General features: G+C 58.0%; 16 protein-coding genes. 11 read left to right on the plus strand and 5 right to left on the minus strand.

Going from position 1 to position 20,149, the window contains the following annotated elements; genetic code table 11:
• Positions 1-60: 60 nt before the first annotated feature.
• On the minus strand, positions 61-2,781 hold the full coding sequence (locus VEH04_13835; protein ID HYG23859.1) for a hypothetical protein: 2,721 nt from the start codon (positions 2,779-2,781) through the stop codon (positions 61-63).
• Between the two features lie 218 nt (positions 2,782-2,999).
• Here VEH04_13835 and VEH04_13840 point away from each other — a divergent pair, with 218 nt between their 5' ends.
• The 8 genes from VEH04_13840 to pdxA all read left to right on the plus strand — a co-directional run bounded on the left by VEH04_13840 (position 3,000) and on the right by pdxA (position 12,834).
• The gene (locus VEH04_13840) at positions 3,000-4,079 is read left to right on the plus strand and encodes an NAD-dependent epimerase/dehydratase family protein (GenBank protein ID HYG23860.1); all 1,080 of its coding nucleotides are present in this window, start codon (positions 3,000-3,002) and stop codon (positions 4,077-4,079) included.
• 11 nt (positions 4,080-4,090) lie between these two features.
• On the plus strand, positions 4,091-5,194 hold the full coding sequence (locus VEH04_13845; GenBank protein HYG23861.1) for a glycosyltransferase: 1,104 nt from the start codon (positions 4,091-4,093) through the stop codon (positions 5,192-5,194).
• A 76-nt stretch (positions 5,195-5,270) separates the two neighbouring features.
• On the plus strand, positions 5,271-5,972 hold the full coding sequence (locus VEH04_13850; GenBank protein HYG23862.1) for a methyltransferase domain-containing protein: 702 nt from the start codon (positions 5,271-5,273) through the stop codon (positions 5,970-5,972).
• Between the two features lie 224 nt (positions 5,973-6,196).
• Positions 6,197-6,787, plus strand: coding sequence for a class I SAM-dependent methyltransferase (locus VEH04_13855; GenBank protein ID HYG23863.1), 591 nt, complete (start codon positions 6,197-6,199; stop codon positions 6,785-6,787).
• A 171-nt stretch (positions 6,788-6,958) separates the two neighbouring features.
• Positions 6,959-9,316 (plus strand): phosphoribosylformylglycinamidine synthase subunit PurL, encoded by a 2,358-nt coding sequence (gene purL / locus VEH04_13860; protein HYG23864.1) that lies wholly within the window; start codon positions 6,959-6,961, stop codon positions 9,314-9,316.
• Entirely contained in the window at positions 9,316-10,776 is a 1,461-nt protein-coding gene (gene purF / locus VEH04_13865) for an amidophosphoribosyltransferase (GenBank protein ID HYG23865.1), read from the plus strand. Before purL ends, purF begins: the two co-directional genes overlap by 1 nt.
• Before the next feature lie 95 nt (positions 10,777-10,871).
• Positions 10,872-11,840, plus strand: coding sequence for a peptidylprolyl isomerase (locus tag VEH04_13870; GenBank protein ID HYG23866.1), 969 nt, complete (start codon positions 10,872-10,874; stop codon positions 11,838-11,840).
• Between the two features lie 4 nt (positions 11,841-11,844).
• Positions 11,845-12,834: a 4-hydroxythreonine-4-phosphate dehydrogenase PdxA gene (gene pdxA, locus VEH04_13875; protein ID HYG23867.1), complete on the plus strand. Its 990-nt coding sequence runs from the start codon at positions 11,845-11,847 to the stop codon at positions 12,832-12,834.
• A gap of 10 nt (positions 12,835-12,844) precedes the next feature.
• Here pdxA and VEH04_13880 read toward each other — a convergent pair whose 3' ends face one another.
• A complete protein-coding gene (locus tag VEH04_13880) occupies positions 12,845-15,418 on the minus strand; it encodes a DUF3656 domain-containing protein (protein ID HYG23868.1) in 2,574 nt (857 codons plus the stop codon).
• 83 nt (positions 15,419-15,501) lie between these two features.
• On the opposite strand from VEH04_13880, the gene VEH04_13885 reads away from it, so the two are divergent.
• A complete protein-coding gene (locus tag VEH04_13885; GenBank protein ID HYG23869.1) occupies positions 15,502-16,371 on the plus strand; it encodes an SDR family oxidoreductase in 870 nt (289 codons plus the stop codon).
• Between the two features lie 216 nt (positions 16,372-16,587).
• Entirely contained in the window at positions 16,588-17,607 is a 1,020-nt protein-coding gene (gene aroF, locus VEH04_13890) for a 3-deoxy-7-phosphoheptulonate synthase (GenBank protein HYG23870.1), read from the plus strand.
• A 76-nt stretch (positions 17,608-17,683) separates the two neighbouring features.
• Here aroF and VEH04_13895 read toward each other — a convergent pair whose 3' ends face one another.
• The 3 genes from VEH04_13895 to VEH04_13905 form a co-directional block, all read right to left on the minus strand.
• Positions 17,684-17,860 carry a hypothetical protein gene (locus VEH04_13895; protein HYG23871.1) on the minus strand — a complete coding sequence of 59 codons (177 nt, stop codon included), beginning with the start codon at positions 17,858-17,860 and terminating at the stop codon, positions 17,684-17,686.
• A 132-nt stretch (positions 17,861-17,992) separates the two neighbouring features.
• Positions 17,993-18,475 carry an iron-sulfur cluster assembly scaffold protein gene (locus VEH04_13900; GenBank protein HYG23872.1) on the minus strand — a complete coding sequence of 161 codons (483 nt, stop codon included), beginning with the start codon at positions 18,473-18,475 and terminating at the stop codon, positions 17,993-17,995.
• Positions 18,476-18,496: 21 nt separating this feature from the next.
• Positions 18,497-19,042 carry a rhodanese-like domain-containing protein gene (locus VEH04_13905; GenBank protein ID HYG23873.1) on the minus strand — a complete coding sequence of 182 codons (546 nt, stop codon included), beginning with the start codon at positions 19,040-19,042 and terminating at the stop codon, positions 18,497-18,499.
• 90 nt (positions 19,043-19,132) lie between these two features.
• Between VEH04_13905 and VEH04_13910 the strand changes: the two genes are divergently transcribed.
• Positions 19,133-20,149, plus strand: a complete 1,017-nt coding sequence (locus VEH04_13910) for a hypothetical protein (protein ID HYG23874.1) — start codon at positions 19,133-19,135, stop codon at positions 20,147-20,149.

Raw genomic sequence — 20,149 nt, forward strand, 5'->3', positions numbered from 1 at the left:
AGTCAGGTGCGCTGCGAAATCACGCGCGTTTGGATGGATTGGAAAGTTCCGACCGGACGCTCACCGACCGTGATTTTCGTCCGTGGATGAGCGCGTGCGACGATCCTCGACCACGACGATCCCCGCAAGGATGCCGCAAACAATCATCGCGGCAAGCGTGACATAGAGCGGCCGCAAATCACTGCGGAAGACGAACTCGACTTCGTGCATTCCCGGGGTGAGATAAACTCCCCGCATCAGGAAATTGCACCTGAGCAGTTCAGCGGGTTTTCCGTCGACTGACACCTTCCAGTTAGCGTCGTATTTGTCGTTGAGCAACAGCATGGCCGCCGTGTGCGCCTGTGCCTTCAGGCGGATGTTCTTTGGCGAATAGTGTGTGTACTCCACCGTCCCTGCGGTTGCATTGTTCGTCGCGGGTGGTTCGGGGACGGGAACGGTGTCAGCCACCAAGACCAGCTGGGAAGGGTCAAAGTCGCGCGACGCCAGCAACTTGAGGGTGAGGAAATCATTCGTGCCGACACTCTCCAGGCGCGACAGTTCGTTTGTCGTGAGCGAGGCCAGTGTTTGTTGCGTCACGTCGGGATTCTTTGCTGGGACCAGCCAATTGGAGAAGAGACTCGCGCGTGGCAGCGCTCCTGTGAATTCAATCAGCGCGAGCTGGCCGTTTGTTGAGGGGTGCACCGTGAGCTCCTCCAGCTGTCCCGTGGGTGTCACGCCCGGTTTCCAGCCGAGGCTGAATGTTTGGGCGATGCGGAATCGGCGCTTGTCGCGATCCATCTGGCTGTTCAATGCCTCCACATACCCCGCACTGCCCAGCAGGTAACGGGTGCTCGTGAGTGCCCAGCGGCGCGGTATCAGGTAGGCGGATTCCGGGGAACCGTTAAAATGCAGCGCGGTTTCGAAGGCGACGAGATCCTGTGGCGGGCGCGGCATTTGGACGACGTCGAGGGACTGGATGTTGTAATACGGGAAATGATGCTGTGCCCACTCGATCCGATACAGCCGCTCAAAGTAGGAATCCTCCTGCGAATTTGCACGGAACGGAAGGATTGCAACGCGATTCTCGTAAGGTTTTTCCCGGAGCTGGTCGACGATCGGATTGCTTTCGTACTTCATCTGATAATTGACAAACACGGTCCACGGCAGGTTGGCGAGACCGAGGTCCACGACCATCAGGATGCCAAGCAAGATGCCAGCGGTCTTAGCTTTCTCTCCTGCAAATTTCCCCTTCAGGATGGCCGTCATGAGAACCACACTGGCGACCAGGAACGCGATGAAAATTCCCACCTGCTTGATGCTGAATTTGGCGATCATGCGCGCAAGTTCGGCGTCGAACTGAACCGTTTGCAAATATTCCACCAGGCTTTTCTGGGAGGCGGCATATACGATCCAACCGATGAAACTCACTGCAATCGCGATGAACATGCCGAGGATCCATCGTCGATCGCCTGGGACACGCTGCGGATTGGCAGGTGTGACATAGCGCGCCCACAACGCATTCACGCCATAGGCGAAGAGCACCACGGCCGCGAAATTAAAAATGGCTGTGAACTTGACCGGGTTGCGGATCATCGACAGGTAAGGCAGCGCGTAAAACACCTTGAAAAACGGAGCAAAGCGGCCGAACGCCAGAAGCAGGGTGACGACAGATGCGGCGATCCAGAACCAGAGCAGGCGTCGGTCGTCTGGTGCAAATACAGAATCCTTGCGGCGAAAGGCCTGCCATACGGTCCAGCATAGGATTAGCACGACTGGCACACCGAGATAGGCGCCGCCGCCGGAAAACCGCATTGATCCGGCGGGCGGGGGCTGGGATCTGTCGCTCGCGAAATAGCGATCCCATGCAGGGTCGCGGCCGATGGCTCCCCAATAGTTTCCGCCTTCCGGGGTGTCCATTCGGAATCCAAACAAACCTGGCACGGCAAAGGTCAGCACCTCCTTTTTGGGAAAGCTCCATTGCGTGATGAAATCCCAATGTTGCTGCGGCGTTCGGTCGTCCTCGCCTGACCCGTGGGCGCCAATGATCTGGGTGGTGACAAGGGTGGCGAGCGTCTGCGCGGCGACCAGTGCTGAACAGATCGCAATGATCGCGGTGCGGCCGGCTCCAGCCAGCAGGCAGCGCCACCACGGACCGGGACCCCGGACAATGGATAAGAAAACGGTAAGCGCGGCCACGCAAATGCTGAACAACGCGCCGTTATCCAGACCTTCCATGATGCTCAATCCGACGCATGCGCCGGCGAGAACGAGCCTGAGAATTTGTCCGGTCGCGGTTCGTGCGCGGAAGCTGGCAATGAGAACAGACACAGCAACGAAGTTCATTCCCATCGCAATCTGTTGCGACGCGACACCCCAGCAGGCAGTGGAAACGAAGACTGAGCTCAATGCTGCAGCAAAGCCCCCAAGAGCGCAAGCGACGGGTGAAAAGCGGAGTTGACGAAAAAGCATCCACGCACCCATTCCAAGGATGAAAAGCGCCACGGGTGCTAGGAACTTCGAAATTCCGACCGGCCCGAGCACCCACTTCAGCAGCGTCGTGATATTCGCGGTAAACGCACCGCTTGCAAACCCGATCGAGTTCAGGTCGAACCAGATCCCAGTGATGCCCTGCGGCAAATCGAGCACATCGGCATTTTGAATGCCGAGTGGACCGTCATTGGAAAAGTGAACGACACCCGGCGTAAAGCTTTGCCAGAACAGGGCGCCGAGAATTGCAGCGAGCAATGCTGCGAACCATAAACCGTTGAATTTCGTCCGAGGGTTGCTCGGGTTGGTCGTCATAAAGATGGAGAATTCTTGCGCCATTCTCTGGATGCGCTGGAACATGACAAGGGAAAACCGGGTCAGGCATCCACGTTGGATGTGAGCCTCCGCGGTCGCACAGCGGCCTGTGGCTCCAGCTGCAATAGAACAAAGGGGTGTTCGATCTCCGATGAGTTTAGGGCATGAAACTTAACCTTGCGTTGAGGTCGCGGCGACTGGCTAACATAAAGCGCCAAATGAAGCTGCTCATTACCGGAATCTGCGGGTTTGTCGGATCCACGCTGGCCCGCGCGCTCCAGGAACAGTGCCCCCGCGGGGAGTCGCTTCAGATCTTTGGGGTCGATAATTTTTCGCGTCCCGGGAGTGAGCGCAACCGGCTGGACCTTCGCGCCCGCGGAATCTCTATTCAACACGCGGATTTGCGGGTGGCAACTGACGTGGATCGGCTGCCGCAATTCGACTGGGTGCTCGATGCCGCCGCCAATCCAAGCGTACTCGCGGGGATTGATGGCAAGACGAGCAGCCGGGAAATCCTCGATCACAACCTATACTCCACGATTAACCTGCTGGAGGCATGCAAGCGCTACAAGGCTGGATTCATATTGTTGAGCACCAGCCGCGTCTACTCCATTCCAGGCCTAGTGGGATTACCGATGCAGGTTCGGGAAGGGGCGTTTCACCTCGATTCAACAGCACCACTTCCTCGCGGAGTTTCGGCGCGCGGCATCCAGGAACAGTTTTCCACGGAATCGCCTGTATCGCTTTACGGTGCCAGCAAGGTGGCGTCGGAACTTCTCGCTCTGGAATACGGCGCCTGTTTCTCGCTCCCGATCTGGATCAATCGATGCGGCGTGCTCGCCGGTGCTGGACAATTTGGACGCCCTGACCAGGGGATCGTCAGTTACTGGATCCATTCGTGGCTTCGCAAGCGGCCTCTGAAATACATTGGTTTTGGCGGGACCGGTCATCAATCCCGCGATGCGTTTCACCCGCGCGACCTCGTTCCACTTCTTCAGAAACAGATCGCTTCTGTGGGCAGTGCGCCGGAACGCGTGTTCAACCTAGGGGGCGGGCTGGACAACACATTTTCCCTATTACAACTCAGTAGCTGGTGCGAACAGAGGTTCGGCCGGCACGAGGTTGCGGCCGACCACACGCCGCGTTCCTTTGATATTCCCTGGATGACAATGGATTTCACGAAAGCTCGGGAATTCTGGGGTTGGAAACCTCACACTTCTCTGATGGCGTTGTTTGAGGAGCTGGCTCAACACGCCGAAGCCAATCCCAACTGGCTCGAAATCTCCGCAGACCGGTGAATGCGCCCGCGATGAAACAAATCGTGATGTTGCAGGGCATGGGCAACAACGAGCGCGGCTGGGCACGGCTGGTATCGAAGTTCGGACGAGTGGTGATGATTCAGCAAGGGATGATCCAGCACGTCGAGATTTGGGAACAGGAGGAGCTGGTTTATGACGGGCCCGAGGAGAACCTGATGGCGTCAAGGAAATGGGATGAAAGGTTGTTTTCGTTGCTCACAGTAATGCGCTCCCTCCGCAGCGTGCGCCGGTTTTCCAGTGCTGGCAAAATCGATGTCGTGATCGCGCCCAACTATAACATGGGCTTGGCGGCTCTTCTCCTGAAACGATCTGGAAAGGCGCGCAAGGTCATCGTGTGGTTGTCCGACCACCTGCCGCCTCGAGGTTCCCTGGCCGTCAGAGTTCACCGAAGGATCACAGGCGCGCTCAATCGATATGTGTGCCGTCGAGCTGATGAAGTCTGGACGGTCTCCCCACGAATTCCGGCCGCAGCAGTCAATCCCCGAAATTTCGTAGTTCCTATTTGCATCAATGACAATCAAACGCCTTCGGGACCACGAAATGAGATCGGCTACATCGGCATCCCGACCGCGGATCATGCCTTGGAACTGCTATTCGAGGTCGGGCGCAAACATGGTTTCCGAATCAACATCATCGGGCACTCGAATTACCTGGAATCGATTCGGCACCTTGCGCCTGAGGGAACCGTGTTTCATGGATTGTTGAACGATCAGAATCGCATAAACGCGGTCCTCTCGCGTTGTTTTTGCGGCTATGCGGTTTATCGGAACACGGGGCCTGACAGCTACAGCTATTTCGGAATTCCTTCCAAGGCATTTGCATTTCTGAGCAGCAATACGCCCGTGGTCACAACCAACACCGCACATTTTACGCGCACGCTCGCGGATGCCGGCGTCGGGCATGTGGTGGAGCCTTCGCCGTCGGAAGTCGAATTTGCGATCCTTGATATCCAGCGCAAGTTTTCGCAGTTTACGGAATCGATAGTGCGATTTCGTGAACGATGGAATCGAAATGCAGAACAGTTTCATCGCGAACGGCTGTCCGCAGTGCTTGGCGAAAGTGAGCCTCTGTTTCGAGGAGACCTCGCCGTATGAGCATTCGATTCGCTTTTTTATCCTTTCACACGGGCGCGTATGACCGCGGTTGCATGTCCGAACCAAGCGAAAATCTATGAGCCAGCGTTTGATTCAAAATATCCGCAACGCTGTCCGGGAAGGGCATCGAATGCACGGGATTGCGTTTCCATGGGTCGCGGCGACCCGCGCAGGATCCTACGGGTGGCGGCGGGTCTTCGGAAAGAAAACCTTCTCCATTGGCGGCCGCACCTGCCGTTATGAAGTGCATCCTTTCATCCTCAACAATGAGCGAGCGGTGGAAATTGGAATAGCCCGGCAATTTCTTGCCGGCAGGAAGGGCAACATCCTCGAAGTTGGAAACGTGCTTTCAGCCTACATGACATTTCACCACGATGTCGTCGATAAGTATGAGCGCGCGCCTGGGGTAATTAATGAGGACATCGTCACGTATCGTCCTGCCAAGCGTTACGACGCCATTGTGTCATTGTCCACGTTGGAGCATGTGGGATGGGATGAGCATCCGAAGGAGCCCGCGAAAATCGAAAGGGCGATTGAGAACTTGCGGTCTTTGCTCGCACCAGGAGGGGAACTGCTCGTCACAATGCCGCTCGGCTACAACCTGCACCTCGATGACCTTGTTCGAAACCAGCGGACGGGCCTCTCGGAAGTGCGATTCATGAAACGCTTCAGCAAGAACAACACCTGGCGGGAGGCGCAATACAGCGAAGTGGCTGGAGCCGTTTACGGACATCCCTTTCCGTGCGGAAACGCGATCGTCGTCGGCTGGCTGCGTTGATCGGAGCGCATGTTCCGCAGGAAAATAATTCTCTTGTGATAGATTTTTCGCGTTGGCATTGATGAGTACAGGCGTGACAACCTTTCGAATGCTAAAACCTTCCGAGCAGAAAGAGCGCAGAAGCTCGATCGTCTCTTTTTCGATGGCACCAGATGCTTATGCGTAGCAAATCTGGCTTGATCCTGGACTTGCTGCGGCTGCGTTATGATCCAAACCAGATCGTGGTGAAGCTCGCCCTGCGGGACGCTCTGCGTAGTTGCAAGGATGTGCTCGATGTCGGGTGCGGCCATTCAAGCAGTTTGCGATTGTTTGGCGTACCACGGTGTGTGGGGATCGATGGCTATTTGCCATCGGTTGAAGAAGCCAGGCGCAAGGGAACTCACGATGAAGTGTTTCACGGCAGCGTCACCGAACTTGGCAAGGCCTTTGAACCGAAAAGTTTCGATGCGTGCATAGCCATAGATGTCATCGAGCATTTGACCAAGGCGGACGGCCTGCAATTGATTAACGACATGGAGCGGCTGGCGCGTAAGCGCGTGATCTTTTTCACGCCGAACGGCTTCCTGCCACAGCGGCACATCTCCAATGACGACCTCCAGGAGCATCTGTCGGGATGGGAACCGGAGGAAATGGCGCGCCGTGGCTTCGAAGTCCGCGGTTTGTTGGGTCCAAAAACCCTGCGTGGTGAGCATCATTCGCTGAGGAAAAAGCCGGCCGTGTTCTGGGGATTGGTTTCATTCGCGGGACAGCCGCTTGTCTGGCGCAAGCCACGCCGGGCCGCTGCGATCTTGTGTGTCAAAAAGCTCGCCCCGTAATCCATGCCCACGATGCGGTTGATGACCTTTTCATTGTCTTTTGCTTCTTGTGTCACCCGCTGAAACGCCCCATGCTGCGGCGGTCGGCTTTAGCCGAACTGGCCACATGGTCAAACGATCATGCGGCCTGTTTAATTTGAAACCCGGAAGCTGAGATTCGAAGTTCCCGCAATGACCGAACCCGCGATTACCCCTGAGCTGGTCGCCAAACATAACCTGACTGCGGAAGAATACGCGCACGCCAGGGAAATCCTCGGCGGCCGCGAACCCAGCTACACCGAGCTCGGCATTTTCTCGGTCATGTGGAGCGAGCATTGCAGCTACAAAAACACACGGCCGCTCCTTAAAACGTTCCCCACCAAATCACCGAAAATCCTCGTGGGCGCCGGCGAGGAAAACGCGGGCATCATTGACATCGGGGACGGCCTGGCGATCGCGTTCAAGATAGAATCCCATAATCACCCAAGCGCGGTGGAGCCGTTCCAGGGAGCTGCAACGGGCGTTGGCGGAATCGTTCGCGATATTTTCACGATGGGCGCCCGTCCGGTTTGCGCGGTGAACTCGCTGCGGTTTGGCCCCATTACGGATTCAGGCGAGCAGGCCAGTTCGGCGACCGCGAACAATCGACGCCTATTCGCAGGCGTGGTTGCGGGCATTGCGCACTACGGGAATTGTTTTGGAATCCCGACCATCGCTGGCGAGGTGTATTTCGACAAGAGTTACGAGGGCAATCCGCTCGTCAATGCGTTCTGCCTGGGTGTGTTGCGCCACGACCAGATCGCCCGCGGCGCGGCCAAAGGCATTGGCAATCCCGTGTTTTATGTCGGCCCTGCGACTGGCCGCGATGGATTGGCGGGTGCCGCATTTGCCTCGCAGGACCTGACTGAGGAATCAGCGGAGCAACAGCGCGGCGCGGTGCAGGTGGGTGATCCGTTCATGGAAAAGCTGGTGTGCGAAGCGTGCCTCGAGCTTCTCGCCACGGGAGCGGTCGCTGGAATTCAGGACATGGGCGCCGCGGGCCTGACCTGTTCCACTTGCGAAACCGCGGCGCGTGCGGGGACCGGGATCGAGATTGAACTCGACAAGGTTCCTCAGCGGGCGCCGAACATGAGCAGCTACGAAATCATGCTTTCTGAATCGCAAGAACGCATGCTCATCATTGTGCACAAGGGCCGCGAAGAGGAAGTTAAGCGCATCTTCGACAAATGGGATCTCCCCTGGTCCGAGGTTGGCACTGTCACCGACACTGGCCGCATGGTCGTGAAGCATCACGGCCGGGTCGTTGCCGATATTCCGGCCAAGAAAATCGCGGACGAATCACCCGTGTATCATCGCGATGCGCAGGAGCCAGCGTATTTGAAAGCGGTGCGCGCTTTCCGCCTCGACGGAATTGCCGATACGCAGGAGCCGTTGGAGAACCTCAGAAAGCTCCTGGCCTGGCCGAGCATCGCTTCCAAGAATTGGGTTTATCGCCAATACGATCACATGGTGCGGGATGGCTCCGTTGTTGGGCCGGGTAGTGACGCGGCGGTGATTCGCATCAAGGGCGATTCCCTCCCCGAGTCGTGCAACGGCAAAACGGTTCCCGAAAAGCTTGTTGCCATGTCGGTCGATTGCAACGGCGTTTACGTGTATCTGGATCCCTATGAGGGGGGAAAGATTGCTGTCGCCGAGGCTTGCCGGAATCTGGCGTGCTCGGGCGCAATTCCGCTGGGCGCGACTGATAACCTCAACATGGCGAACCCGCACAAGCCGGAACTCTTCTGGCAGATCAAGGAAAGCGTTCGCGGGCTGGCGGAGGGATGTCGCGCGTTCAATGCACCCGTCACAGGCGGCAATTGCTCCCTCTATAATCAAAATCCTTCCGGCCCCATCGATCCGACGCCGACCGTTGCGGTGGTCGGACTCATCGAAAAGCCGGAATACGTCACGACCCAGTGGTTCAAGGACGAGGGTGATGCGGTCATTCTCCTTGGCCAAGCGTTGGACTCGGCTGATCCGCTGCAAGGACTGGGAGGGAGCGCGTACCTCCAGGTCATTCACGCGACGAAGAACGGAACACCGCCGAGGTGCGATCTGGACCGGGAAAAGGAAGTGCACCTTGCACTCCGCGCATTGATCCAATCCGGAGCTGTGAAGAGCGCCCATGATTGCAGCGATGGCGGCCTCGCGGTTGCGCTCGCTGAGGGTTGTATCTCACAGCAAATTGCGCGCGATACGCCGCGGCTCATCGGGGCCACCATCGATCTTTCCGAAATCGCCGCGGCAACGGATAAGGCCGGCACTCGCTCGAGAATCGACGCCCTGCTCTTTGGCGAGACCCAAGGCCGCATCGTCATTTCCACTTCGGCCGTGAACGCGGGCAAGGTGCTCGCGCAGGCGAAGATTCTTGGCGTCCCAGCGTGGAGGATCGGAACCGTGGGCGGTGCCGAATTGCAAATCAAAGCACGTGAGTTAACGTTGTCAGGCGAATTGCGCGACCTGCACGACCTCTGGTGGAATGCTATTGCGCGCGCGATGAGCAGTTAATGCAGTATCATCCCAAACATTATTGTGGCGTCTTCGGGATTTTCGGCCATCCGAACGCGGCAGAGTTGACCTACTACGGGCTCTACGCACTCCAGCACCGCGGCCAGGAAAGCGCTGGGATTGTATCGTCGGATGGCAGGACGTTCCGCGTCCACCGGGGCATGGGACTGGTGCCGCAGATTTTCAATGGCGAAATCCTGCACGGGCTTGTTGGCACGATGGCGATTGGCCATACGCGATACTCGACAACCGGATCATCGCACCTGCGCAACGCGCAACCCTTGACGGTTGATTGTGCGCGAGGACAGATCGCGATCGCACATAACGGCAACCTCACGAACGCGGCACAATTGCGGGAGGAGCTTGAGGCGCGAGGTTCCATTTTTCAAACCACAGTGGACAGCGAGATCATTCTGCACCTGATGGCGCAGCCGAGCTTCAATGGAGGCGGCAATCATCTCGTGCACGCCGTTCGCCAGATAGAGGGCGCCTACTCACTCGTGATCATGACCGAGACGGAAATGATCGGCGTGCGCGACCCGCATGGCTTTCGTCCGCTGTGCCTCGGCAAACTCGACGACGCGTGGGTGCTCGCGAGCGAAACGTGCGCGCTCGACCTGATCCATGCGAAATTCGTCCGCGATGTTGAACCCGGCGAAGTGGTTATCATCAACGAGCAAGGGCTCACCTCCATCCAGGCTTTTCCGGAACATGAACGCCGCGCGTTTTGCATTTTCGAGTATGTCTACTTCGCGCGGCCTGACAGCACGATTGCCAACCGCAATGTGTATCGTGTCCGTGTCGAAATGGGACGCCAGCTCGCCCGCGAAAATCCGATCGAGGCGGATCTTGTCGTCCCGGTTCCCGACAGCGGCAACTGCGCCGCCCTGGGATACTCGCTCGAATCGGGGATTCCCTACGAGATGGCGTTTGTGAGGAACCATTATGTCGGCCGCAGCTTCCTGCAGCCGTCACAGTTAATCCGGGACTTTGCGGTTCGCGTTAAGCTGAACCTCATTGGCGAACTCGTGAAGGGCAAGCGGGTCATTGTTGTTGACGATTCGATTGTTCGCGGCACGACCTGCAAGACTCGCGTGAACAGCCTCAAGCAGGCCGGGGCAAAGGAAGTGCACGTGCTCGTCAGCTGTCCGCCTCACATGAATCCGTGCGTATATGGCATTGATTTCCCGGATCGCAGCAAGCTGATGGCAGCGAACTATTCCATCGAGGACATTCGCAAGTATCTCAATGCGGATTCGCTGCACTATTTATCGCAGGACGGAATGGTGCAGGCCACGGGGCTGCCTCGAACGAACTTCTGCATGGCATGCTATGACGGCGATTACCCGGTGAAGTACGACCCATCCGTCGACAAGCATATCATCGAACGCCGCAATGGCCGCGTCACGAGCCTGTCGGAATCGCTGGCCAAAGATCGCGCCCAGATCCGGCTTCTATAACGTGTGCTGCGGACCCGTGTGGCTTCGGGGCGCATTCGAATCGAGCGCACCTGCTTGACCGCACTTGGGCCACTGTTACACTCCTCAGCGATCAAATGAGATTCTCGCTAGCACTTCTCCTGGCCGCCCTGCCTTTGTGCAGCCGCGCTCAACCTGCCGCGCCGCAACCGCAGCTTGCTGGCGGGATCAAGGTGATCGTCCACGACTCGCTGGTCACGTACCAGCAGGTGGAGGAGGCCACGGCGCCGTTCATTGACGATTTGAGGCGGCAGTTCCGCAACGACCCGCAAGGGTTTCAAAAGCGGCTTGTGGAAGTGCTCGATGAAAACACTGAGGCGCTTGTCCAGCGCGAGCTCATTCTCCACGAGTTTGAATCCGCGGGCTACAACCTTCCTGAAAGCGTGATTGACGACTACGTGCAGCAACGCATTCGCAGCCGCTACGGGAACCGCGCCACGCTTACGCGAACGCTTCAGGCGGAAGGAATCACATTCGAAAAGTTTCGTCAGCAGATTCGAGATCAATTCATCGTGGAGCAGATGCGCCTGAAGAACGTTGCTGATGCCACGATGATCTCGCCACACAAGATTGAGCTGTATTACCTCTCGCACACGAATGAGTTCAAGGTGGAGGAACAGGTCAAGCTGCGGATGATCATCCTCAACAAGCCGGCAGGCGAAACCGAGCAGGCCAGAAAGCTTGCCGATGAAATCGTGGTGAAGTTGAACGAAGGCGCTTCGTTCGCGGAAATGGCGTCGCTGTATTCGCAGGACGCCCGGCGAAATCAGGGCGGCGCTTGGGATTGGGTGGAACGCTCGGTCCTGCGCAAGGAACTGGCCGATGCCGCATTCTCATTGCGGGCTGGCCAGCGCAGCGAAATCATTGAAACGCCGGAAGCTTGCTATTTGATGCTCGTGGAAGACCGGCGCTCTGCGCATATCCGTCCGTTGAACGACGTCCGCGAAACAATTGAGAAGACGCTCATTGCCGAGCAACGTGATCGCGTTCAGAGGCAATGGCACGATCGCCTCAAGAAGAAGACCTTCGTTCGCTACTTCCAGTAAGGCGATGAGAATCGGCATCTCGCTGGGCGACGTCACAGGCATTGGGCCGGAAGTCACCCTCAAGGCGCTGGCCGAGGAATTGCCGCGTGACAGCGCCAGCTACCTGATCGTCGGCGATACCGCTGTTGTCAGCCGGTTGAATGACGTCCTCAAGACCGGCATTGACCTTGGCAATGTCCCCCTGGCCGGAACCATTCCGCGCGTTGCGATTCATGATCCCGTTGCTGAACCTTTACCTGAACACTTGACGCCGGGAGCAGCCGCGGCCGCAACAGCCGCAATCGCATGGGTTCGTCATGCAGGGGAACTTTGTCTGCGAGGCGAACTCGACGGCATGGTGACTGCGCCAGTCAACAAGGAGGCGATCATCCGGGCAGGAATTAACTTCGTCGGACAGACCGAATATCTTTCGAATCTCGCGGGCGTGCAGAACACCGTCATGATGTTGCTGGGCCACGATGACCGCGGGAGATGGCTGCGGGTGGCGTTGGTTACGACGCATCTCGCCATAAGGAACGTGGCTCAGGCGATCACGCAGGCAAAGGTGGAATTGGCAATCGACCGCGCGTCTGCGGCGTGCCGCGACCTCGGCCTGCCGCGCGCGCGAGTCGCCGTTTGCGGCTTAAACCCGCATGCGGGGGAAGGTGGGAAAATCGGCGACGAAGAACTCCTTGTTGTCGGGCCCGCGGTGGCAGCGTGCCGGGCTCGTGGCTTGGACGTCGTGGGCCCGGTCAGTGCCGACACATTGTTCCATGGAGCGTTGAAAGGAAACTGCGATGCGGTGGTCGCAATGTATCACGACCAGGGCCTTGCACCCTTGAAGATGGTTGCATTCGACAGCGGTGTGAACTGGACCTTGGGATTGCCATTCGTGCGCACGTCACCCGACCACGGCACAGCCTATGATATCGCGGGCAGGGGCATTGCGGAACCATCCAGCATGGTTGCCGCGATTCGGCTGGCGAAGCAGCTGGCAGCAGTGAGGCGGGGATGAAGCGAACAGGTCAACCCTGCGCTGCGCCGCGAATTTGTCCGCGCGTGACTCCGAGTTGATTCATCACTTTCAAATCGCGCCACAACTGCGATCCAGTGATTTCACCCCTCAACAACTGCCGATACCTCCCAATCGTTTGCCGAACTTCCCCGGGACTTTCATTCAGAAATTCGATCCGGAACTTGCGAAGCCCGAGCGCCAGCATTTTATCGACATACTCGGCCCCCGTTTGCGCCATCGCGTTGAACACTGTATTGCGGCAACCCACATCGGCCTTCAGCGGATGTTCTGCTCCGACCCGATCGCGCAGTTTGACGTCGTGGACGTCACATGGCCGACCGCAGTTGTGATAATCGGTTCCTGCGGACAGGAACGCGCAGAAGACGCAGTGCTCCATGTGAAACATCGGCATGTGCTGGTGGATTGTGACTTCCAACCATTCGGGCGGACACGACTCCAACAATGCTTCCAGTTGCGCGTAGTTCAGATCGTAGGAGGCGGTGACGCGTTCGAGGTTAAAACGGTTCTTAAAATAATCCGCGGCAAGGTGATTCGCCACGTTCAGCGAAAAGTCGCCGACGAGCGGCTTGCCGGCAAAGAACTTCAAGTGGTCGTAGTTCCGGACAAGATAACCATCCGCGTTGCTGGAACGCACCTGCTCGAGCGTCCATTCTTCCCCGGTTTTGAAAATTCGAGGCGGCGCCACGAAGATCGCAGGGTGAGGTTCCCTGCTCGATGAAGCGCATCCATGCGCCGTGTGAAAGAGGGTCACGGCGTCGCGATACTTTTTGGGATTCTCGAAGTCGCAATAAACAATGCGCGTCCCGCACTCAAGCGCGATTTCCAATTGCTCTAAATTTCGAACGAGAACAACCAGGTCAGCCGAGCTGCGCGCGGTGTCTGCAGGCCGTGAAGGGGCGTCTCCAGGAATTCGGGCAGGATTGAGCTGCCATCGTTTGGGTTGCGCGCGAAGCCGATCCAACTCGCTCACGAGGTCGCGGCGAAGCCGATTCAGTTCGCTGACCGGCAGCATGACATTGCCATGAACAAGGTTTTGCAACTCGCCCAATAGAAAGGGTGTGCCGCCCAGGCGGCCAAGTTGGTCGCGCAGGCGCTGGACGCTCAGGGGCTGTTTCTCCGCCGCAACCAGCGGCATCGTAGATTCAACCTGCGCCGTGTTTCCGAGTTCATCCCGCGCGACCAGCGTCAGTGGCTTGCCCGCGACGCCATGAACATCAATGTGAATGGGTCGCTGGAATTGTGGTGTCTCGCCAGCAAATGTCTGTCGAACCTGGCGGTCCAGCTCCGGGTCGCTCGTCTTCCACACCTTGTCCCCCACATGCACACGGTCGAACTGAATTGCGCCATGGCCGAACCGAAGTTCAACCTCGCTTCGGTTCCCGGCCTTTGAGTTTCGGAGCTCGAAGACGCGTCCTCCTTCCTCCCTTTCCTCAGGATGACCGCCATCGAACACAATGCCATCGCCCGCCTTCAATGGGCCGTCCAGTTGCAGCACAACGCCGTCGCGCAGCACTCGAATGACACTGCCCAGGAAGACGCCGCGTTTCTTCCCAAACCTTGCATGGACGAGTTTCTGATTATTGATTCCGCCAAACCACCCTGTGTACAAGCCCCGGCTGAACGCCATCTCAACCGCGTATTGCCGTTCCTTGCCTGGTCGTTGTGGAGATACGCCTCCGGGGTTTGACGAACCGCGCAACTCTTCCAGCGTCTCGCGATACGTGCGAGTGATCGCCGCGACGTATTCGGGTGATTTGAGGCGGCCCTCGATTTTGAGGGAGGCGACGCCCGCGCGGACCAGATCGGGAAGCACGTTCAACCCCGCGAGATCCTGGGGACTCAGCAAATACTTGCGATCGCCGAGCGGCACCGTTTTTCCATCTGAAACAAGTTCATACGGCATGCGGCAGGCCTGCGCGCATTCACCGCGGTTCGCAGATCGGCCGCCCAGCGCTTCGCTGGTGAGGCATTGGCCGGAATAGGCAACGCACAATGCACCATGCACGAACACTTCAAGGGGAAGAGAAGCATTGGCGCCTGCTAACGTGGATTGGATCCGCTCGATCTCCTTGATGGAGCATTCGCGTGCGAGCACGACGAGCTCGCAACCCAGTTCCCGCGCGAACTGAACTCCGGCTGCGCTGGTAATCGTCATCTGCGTCGACGCGTGAATCGGAAAGTCGGGCGACAACTCCCGGATCAAGCGGCAGATGCCAACGTCCTGGACGATTGCGGCGTCCACCCCGGAAGCGATGATGCAGCGAAGATATCTCTCGGCATCTGTGAGTTCGTTCTCGAACACCAGGGTGTTGACTGTGACGTAACCCCGCACACCGCGGCGGTGGAGAAACTCCATGAGCTTGGGAAGATCAGCCTCCGTGAAGTTTTGGGCGCGCATCCTCGCGTTGAACTTGTCGAGACCAAAGTAAATGGCGTCCGCGCCATTCTCGACCGCGGCCTTGGCGCATTCCCAATCCCCCGCCGGTGCCAGCAATTCAGGCAGGGCGAAGGCGCCCCCAACGCTGGGTTGCGGGTTTTGACCCGTGGCTGGGCTGGCGTTCATGGGGGGAACCTAACAGCGTTTTCCGCACGAAACAAAAAGTTTAGGACCTTGCTGAGGGTTCAAAAATCGGGCAACGCTCCTGCATGCGCGTGTTGATTATTGGCTGCGGGTACACGGGAATTGCGCTCGGACGCGAACTGGCTCAACGGGATCATTCTGTCTGCGGGGTGCGACGAAGCCGGTCGTCGGAAAAGGAACTCACGGACAATGGAATCCAACCGCTGTTCTGTGATGCAACGCAGTTGGCGGATTTGCAAACGCTTCCCCGGAAATGGGACTGGGTGGTGAATTGCATTGGAGCCGAACGCGGCACAAGCGAGGAGTATCGCCGCACATATTTGGAAAGCACACGCAATCTCCTTTCCTGGCTGGAGGCCGCGCCTCCGAAACGTTTCGTTTATACCAGCAGCACAAGTGTATACGGCCAGGAGGATGGCTCGTGGGTCAGCGAGACCGACCCAGCCGAGCCTGTATCTGAAGCCGGCCGAATCCTCATCGAAGCCGAAGACCTGCTCCGGAGGGCGTGGAATGCACGATTTTTTCCGGCGATCGTGCTGCGGCTTTCCGGGATCTATGGACCCGGCCGTGGATATTGGTTGAAGCAGTATCTCGCGGGCGAACCTTTCGATGAATCGTCAGACCGTTTCCTCAACATGGTTCATCTCACCGATGTGGTGGGCGCAATCATCGCAACGCTCGAGCGAGGCGTGGATGGGTCGACGGTGAATGTTTCCGATGACGAACCGGCCACGCAGCGAACGGTGTTCAGGTGGTTATCAGAAACATTGCCTCAGCCGCCGCAAAAGGCAGGCGTGCTAACCGGTCGTCGGCGCGCTGCCACAAACAAGCGGGTTTCGAATCGCAAACTTAAGGAGGAACTGCGCTATCCGTTGAAGTACGCTTCGTTCCGGGAAGGCTTCTCGGCCGAACTGCGGCGTCTTGGCAAGCTCTAGGGCAGCACAAATCCCGCGGTTGACGAGGGTGTTCCTGCTGTTACTCTGGCCCCCGTCATGCATCGCAGCTTTTTCAGCAGCGGTCGATTCGCCTGGTATTACTTTACCGGGCTGCCTGCCTGCCTGCGATTGCGTTGAACGTTCATTGAATTAACCCGCCGCAGGTCCCCACCTGCGGTTTTTTTGTGGAGACCTGCAGCCAGCAAGAAAGAATGTATGATCATTGTTCTCAAACCAGGGTTGACGCGGAAGCAGGAAACCACCGTTCTCGCCGAAATCCGCAAACGCGGCTACCGGCCTCACGTGATGCGCGGCATCGCGCGCACCGTCGTGGGAGCCATCGGCGATGAATTGAAACAGGGATCGCTCGAGACGCTGGCGTCCGTCTTTCCACAGTTCGTGGAGAGCGTGATGCCGGTTCAAAAGCGGTACAAGCTGGTGAGCCGCGAAGCGCATCCGACGGATTCGACGGTGGCGGTGCGCGACCAGATCATTGGCGGAAAGAAGTTCCAGGTCATGGCAGGCCCCTGCTCCGTGGAGAACGAACAGCAGCTCCTGACGACCGCGGAAGCCGTCAAGGCTGCGGGCGCAACGGTCCTGCGCGGCGGTGCGTTCAAGCCGCGCACCTCGCCTTATGAATTCCAGGGCTTGGGAGAAAAGGGCCTGAAACTCCTTGCCAAGGCGCGGCGCGTGACGGGGTTGCCGGTGATCACCGAACTGTTGTCCGAGGCCCACGCCGAAATGGTTGCTGAATACACGGACATCATTCAGATCGGGGCGCGCAACGCCCAAAACTTCCAATTGCTCATCGCCGCAGCGCGAACGGGCAAGCCGGTGCTCCTGAAGCGGGGTTTGTCAATGAAGGTCGAGGAATGGCTCCTCGCGGGCGAATACATTCTCGCCAATGAGAATAGCAATCTCATGTTCTGCGAACGCGGCATTCGTACGTTCGAGACCTACACGCGCAATACTTTGGACCTGTCGATGATTCCCATCATCAAAAAGGAGAGCCATTGCCCGATCGTGATCGATCCCAGCCAGGGCGCCGGCCGCGCAGATCTGGTCGTTGCCATGTGCAAGGGTGCCGTTGCGATGGGAGCGGATGCGTTGCTCATTGAGGTGCATCCCAACCCGGCGGAGGCCTGGAGCGATGGCGCCCAGCAGGTATCCCTCGAACGGTTCAAAACGCTGATGGAGGAGCTGCGGCCCTTTATTGCCGCAGCTGGAAGGGACTGAGAAACCGTCGCCGGAAATGAAAGATGCGGCGTCCGGGATCCGGAACGCCGCATCGGGAGAATCAATTGTCGTTGGATCAGGCCAGATGTGGGTGGCCCACCGCTGCTTCCACTTCGGCGTGTGCGTGATTGTGATCGGGGCCGAAATGGAATCCGTTTTCATCCTGGAATCCAACCGGCGCATTGGCTGTGGTGATATAACCGATGACAAGTCCGGCAGCGACCAATCCTACGAGCATCAAAACGGCGATCATGCCGGTCATTCAGCAGGCCTGGTACCAAGGGTTGTCCCGGGGAGCGGGAGTGTTTATCCGGACGCGGAGTGTCCCGTTCGTGTGTCCAGTGTCCCGCAACGGGACACAAGGCCCGCAGACCCATCCAGGGTTTTAACCTTTGGATTCGTCGAGGAAAACGATCTTGGGACCGGTTTTCGGCTGGGCAAAGCTCTCCAGCAACGTCGGAGCGTTCGCGGGGGACGGGGTGGGCGGCAGGTTCTTCGCAGGTTCCAGAGCCGAGCGAAGTGCGCCTTCAACGAGCTGCGCACAATGGATCTTCATCGGCGGCAAGGGCCCGAGTTCGCCGGAAAGCTCCTCGGTTTTTAGAGCAAGGGCTTCCTCCGCGGTTTTGCCCCGGATCAGTTCGGTCGCGAGGCTCGCGACGGCAATGGCGGTTTCGCAGCCGAAAGATTGAAAAGTCGCGCGATCAATTACCTTCCGTCCGTTTTGTTCCTTGAACTTCACCCACAGGCGCAACATCTCGCCGCAGTCCGAGCTGCCCACGGTTCCAATGGCGTCCGCATTCGCGAGCTCGCCCATGTTCTGCGGATTCGCCAGCAGGTCCTGGATCCTTTTCTGAAGAGTTTCGTTCATGTTCTTTGAGTTGGCAGCGGCTCAACCAAGTTTATAGCGGCGCATCGCCGGCGCGACATCTTGGGCCCAGGCGTCGATTCCGCCGCGCAGGCAGCGCACGTTCTGCAGTCCATGGCCCATGAAATAGGCCGCGGCATCCAAGCCCGTTTTTCCCTGGTGATCAATGACCACGAGCGGTCGCGTATTCGTTCCTTCCGACATGATCTCCCGCATCAGGTCCTGTGAAAGCAGCTGCGAACCCTCGATGTGAACGGCTTCAAATTCTTCCCGCGACCGCACATCCACGAGGCGCAGTGAGGGATCTTCCTCACGCAAGCGCGCGAGTTCCTGCGCAGACACGAGTACCCGCGCATCCTGCTCGTGGCTGGACTGGATATGATCGAGAACCTCGGCAACGTCGAGTTTTCCATTGCGTTCGCAAACCTGGGCGAGGGTCTCGTTCGGCTGAAACCCGCAACTGCTGCAGCCGCCAATATGATAGCGGCGGAACAAGGCGCGTTGCGCCCCGGGATAAACCTGCAGCACCGCGCTCATCGGAGAATCCGGACGAATGGTTTCAGTGATCACGACCTCAGTTTGCACGCGGAAGCGATGACTGTCCAATCCCGCGCACGGCAGTTCTTGTGAGCGATTGCATCGTTCGATTAGTCTCACTCAATGGAAGTTTCCGACTGGACCAGTCTCAGCGACGAGCAGTTGCTGGAGAAGCGCATCGCCCAACTGGGACTGCGTCTGGACGGAACTCCCTTGGAAGCGTTGATTCAGCAGCTTTATGCCGAGCTTTCAGCGAAGGGACTGTCCTTCCATCCGCGCTGCCACATTGGTGATGAATGGTTTGTTCCTGTAAATGTTCCAGCCATCTTCATTCCCTTCTTCCTGACGCATGACCGTCTGCGTCAGCTGGAGCGCAAGATCATGCTCGACGTTGAAGGCGAATCGGCAGAGTGGTTCATGAAACTGATCCGGCACGAGGCTGCCCATGCTTATGCGTATGCGTATCAGTTTTTTCGCACCCGCGGCTGGCAGCGGACGTTTGGCAGATCTTCGGCGAACGAAACTCCCTCGTTCTACCGCCCCCGCCCTTACAGCCGAAGCTTCGTTGTTCACCTGGACGATTGGTACGCCCAAAGCCATCCGGACGAGGACTTCGCAGAAACTTTTGCCGTGTGGCTGACTCCCGATCACGATTGGCGGAAGCGCTACAGCGGTTGGAAGGCGTTGCAAAAGCTGGAATACGTCGATGCCCTGATGCGTTCACTGGCGGGGAAGGTGCCTCCCCTTGCTCCCGCCTATGACCCGTCGGATTACGACTGCCTGAATGTGAAGCTCAAAACCTACTACGCTCGCAAGCGGAAGGTTTATGAAGAATCATTTCCTGATTTTTATGATAACGACCTGCGGCAACTCTTCGGCGCAGCCGCCGAGGGCGGGCACGTCAAAGCCTCTGTCTATCTGCGGCACCATCGCCGCGAACTGGAAGAGGCCGTGTCTCAGTGGACCAACGAAAGCAAGTATCGGGTGAACCAGTTGCTCGCGCGGCTCATTGAGCGATGCGACCGGCTTGGCCTGTACATCAAGGCGTATGACCCTCGTCAAAACCTGCAGGTCGCCGCATACATCACAACGCTGGTGATGAACCACCTGTTTACCGGCAGATTTAAACGAACGAAGTAG

The sequence above is a fragment of the Verrucomicrobiia bacterium genome (assembly GCA_035629175.1).
In the GTDB taxonomy this organism is placed as follows: domain Bacteria; phylum Verrucomicrobiota; class Verrucomicrobiia; order Limisphaerales; family DASXHY01; genus DASXHY01.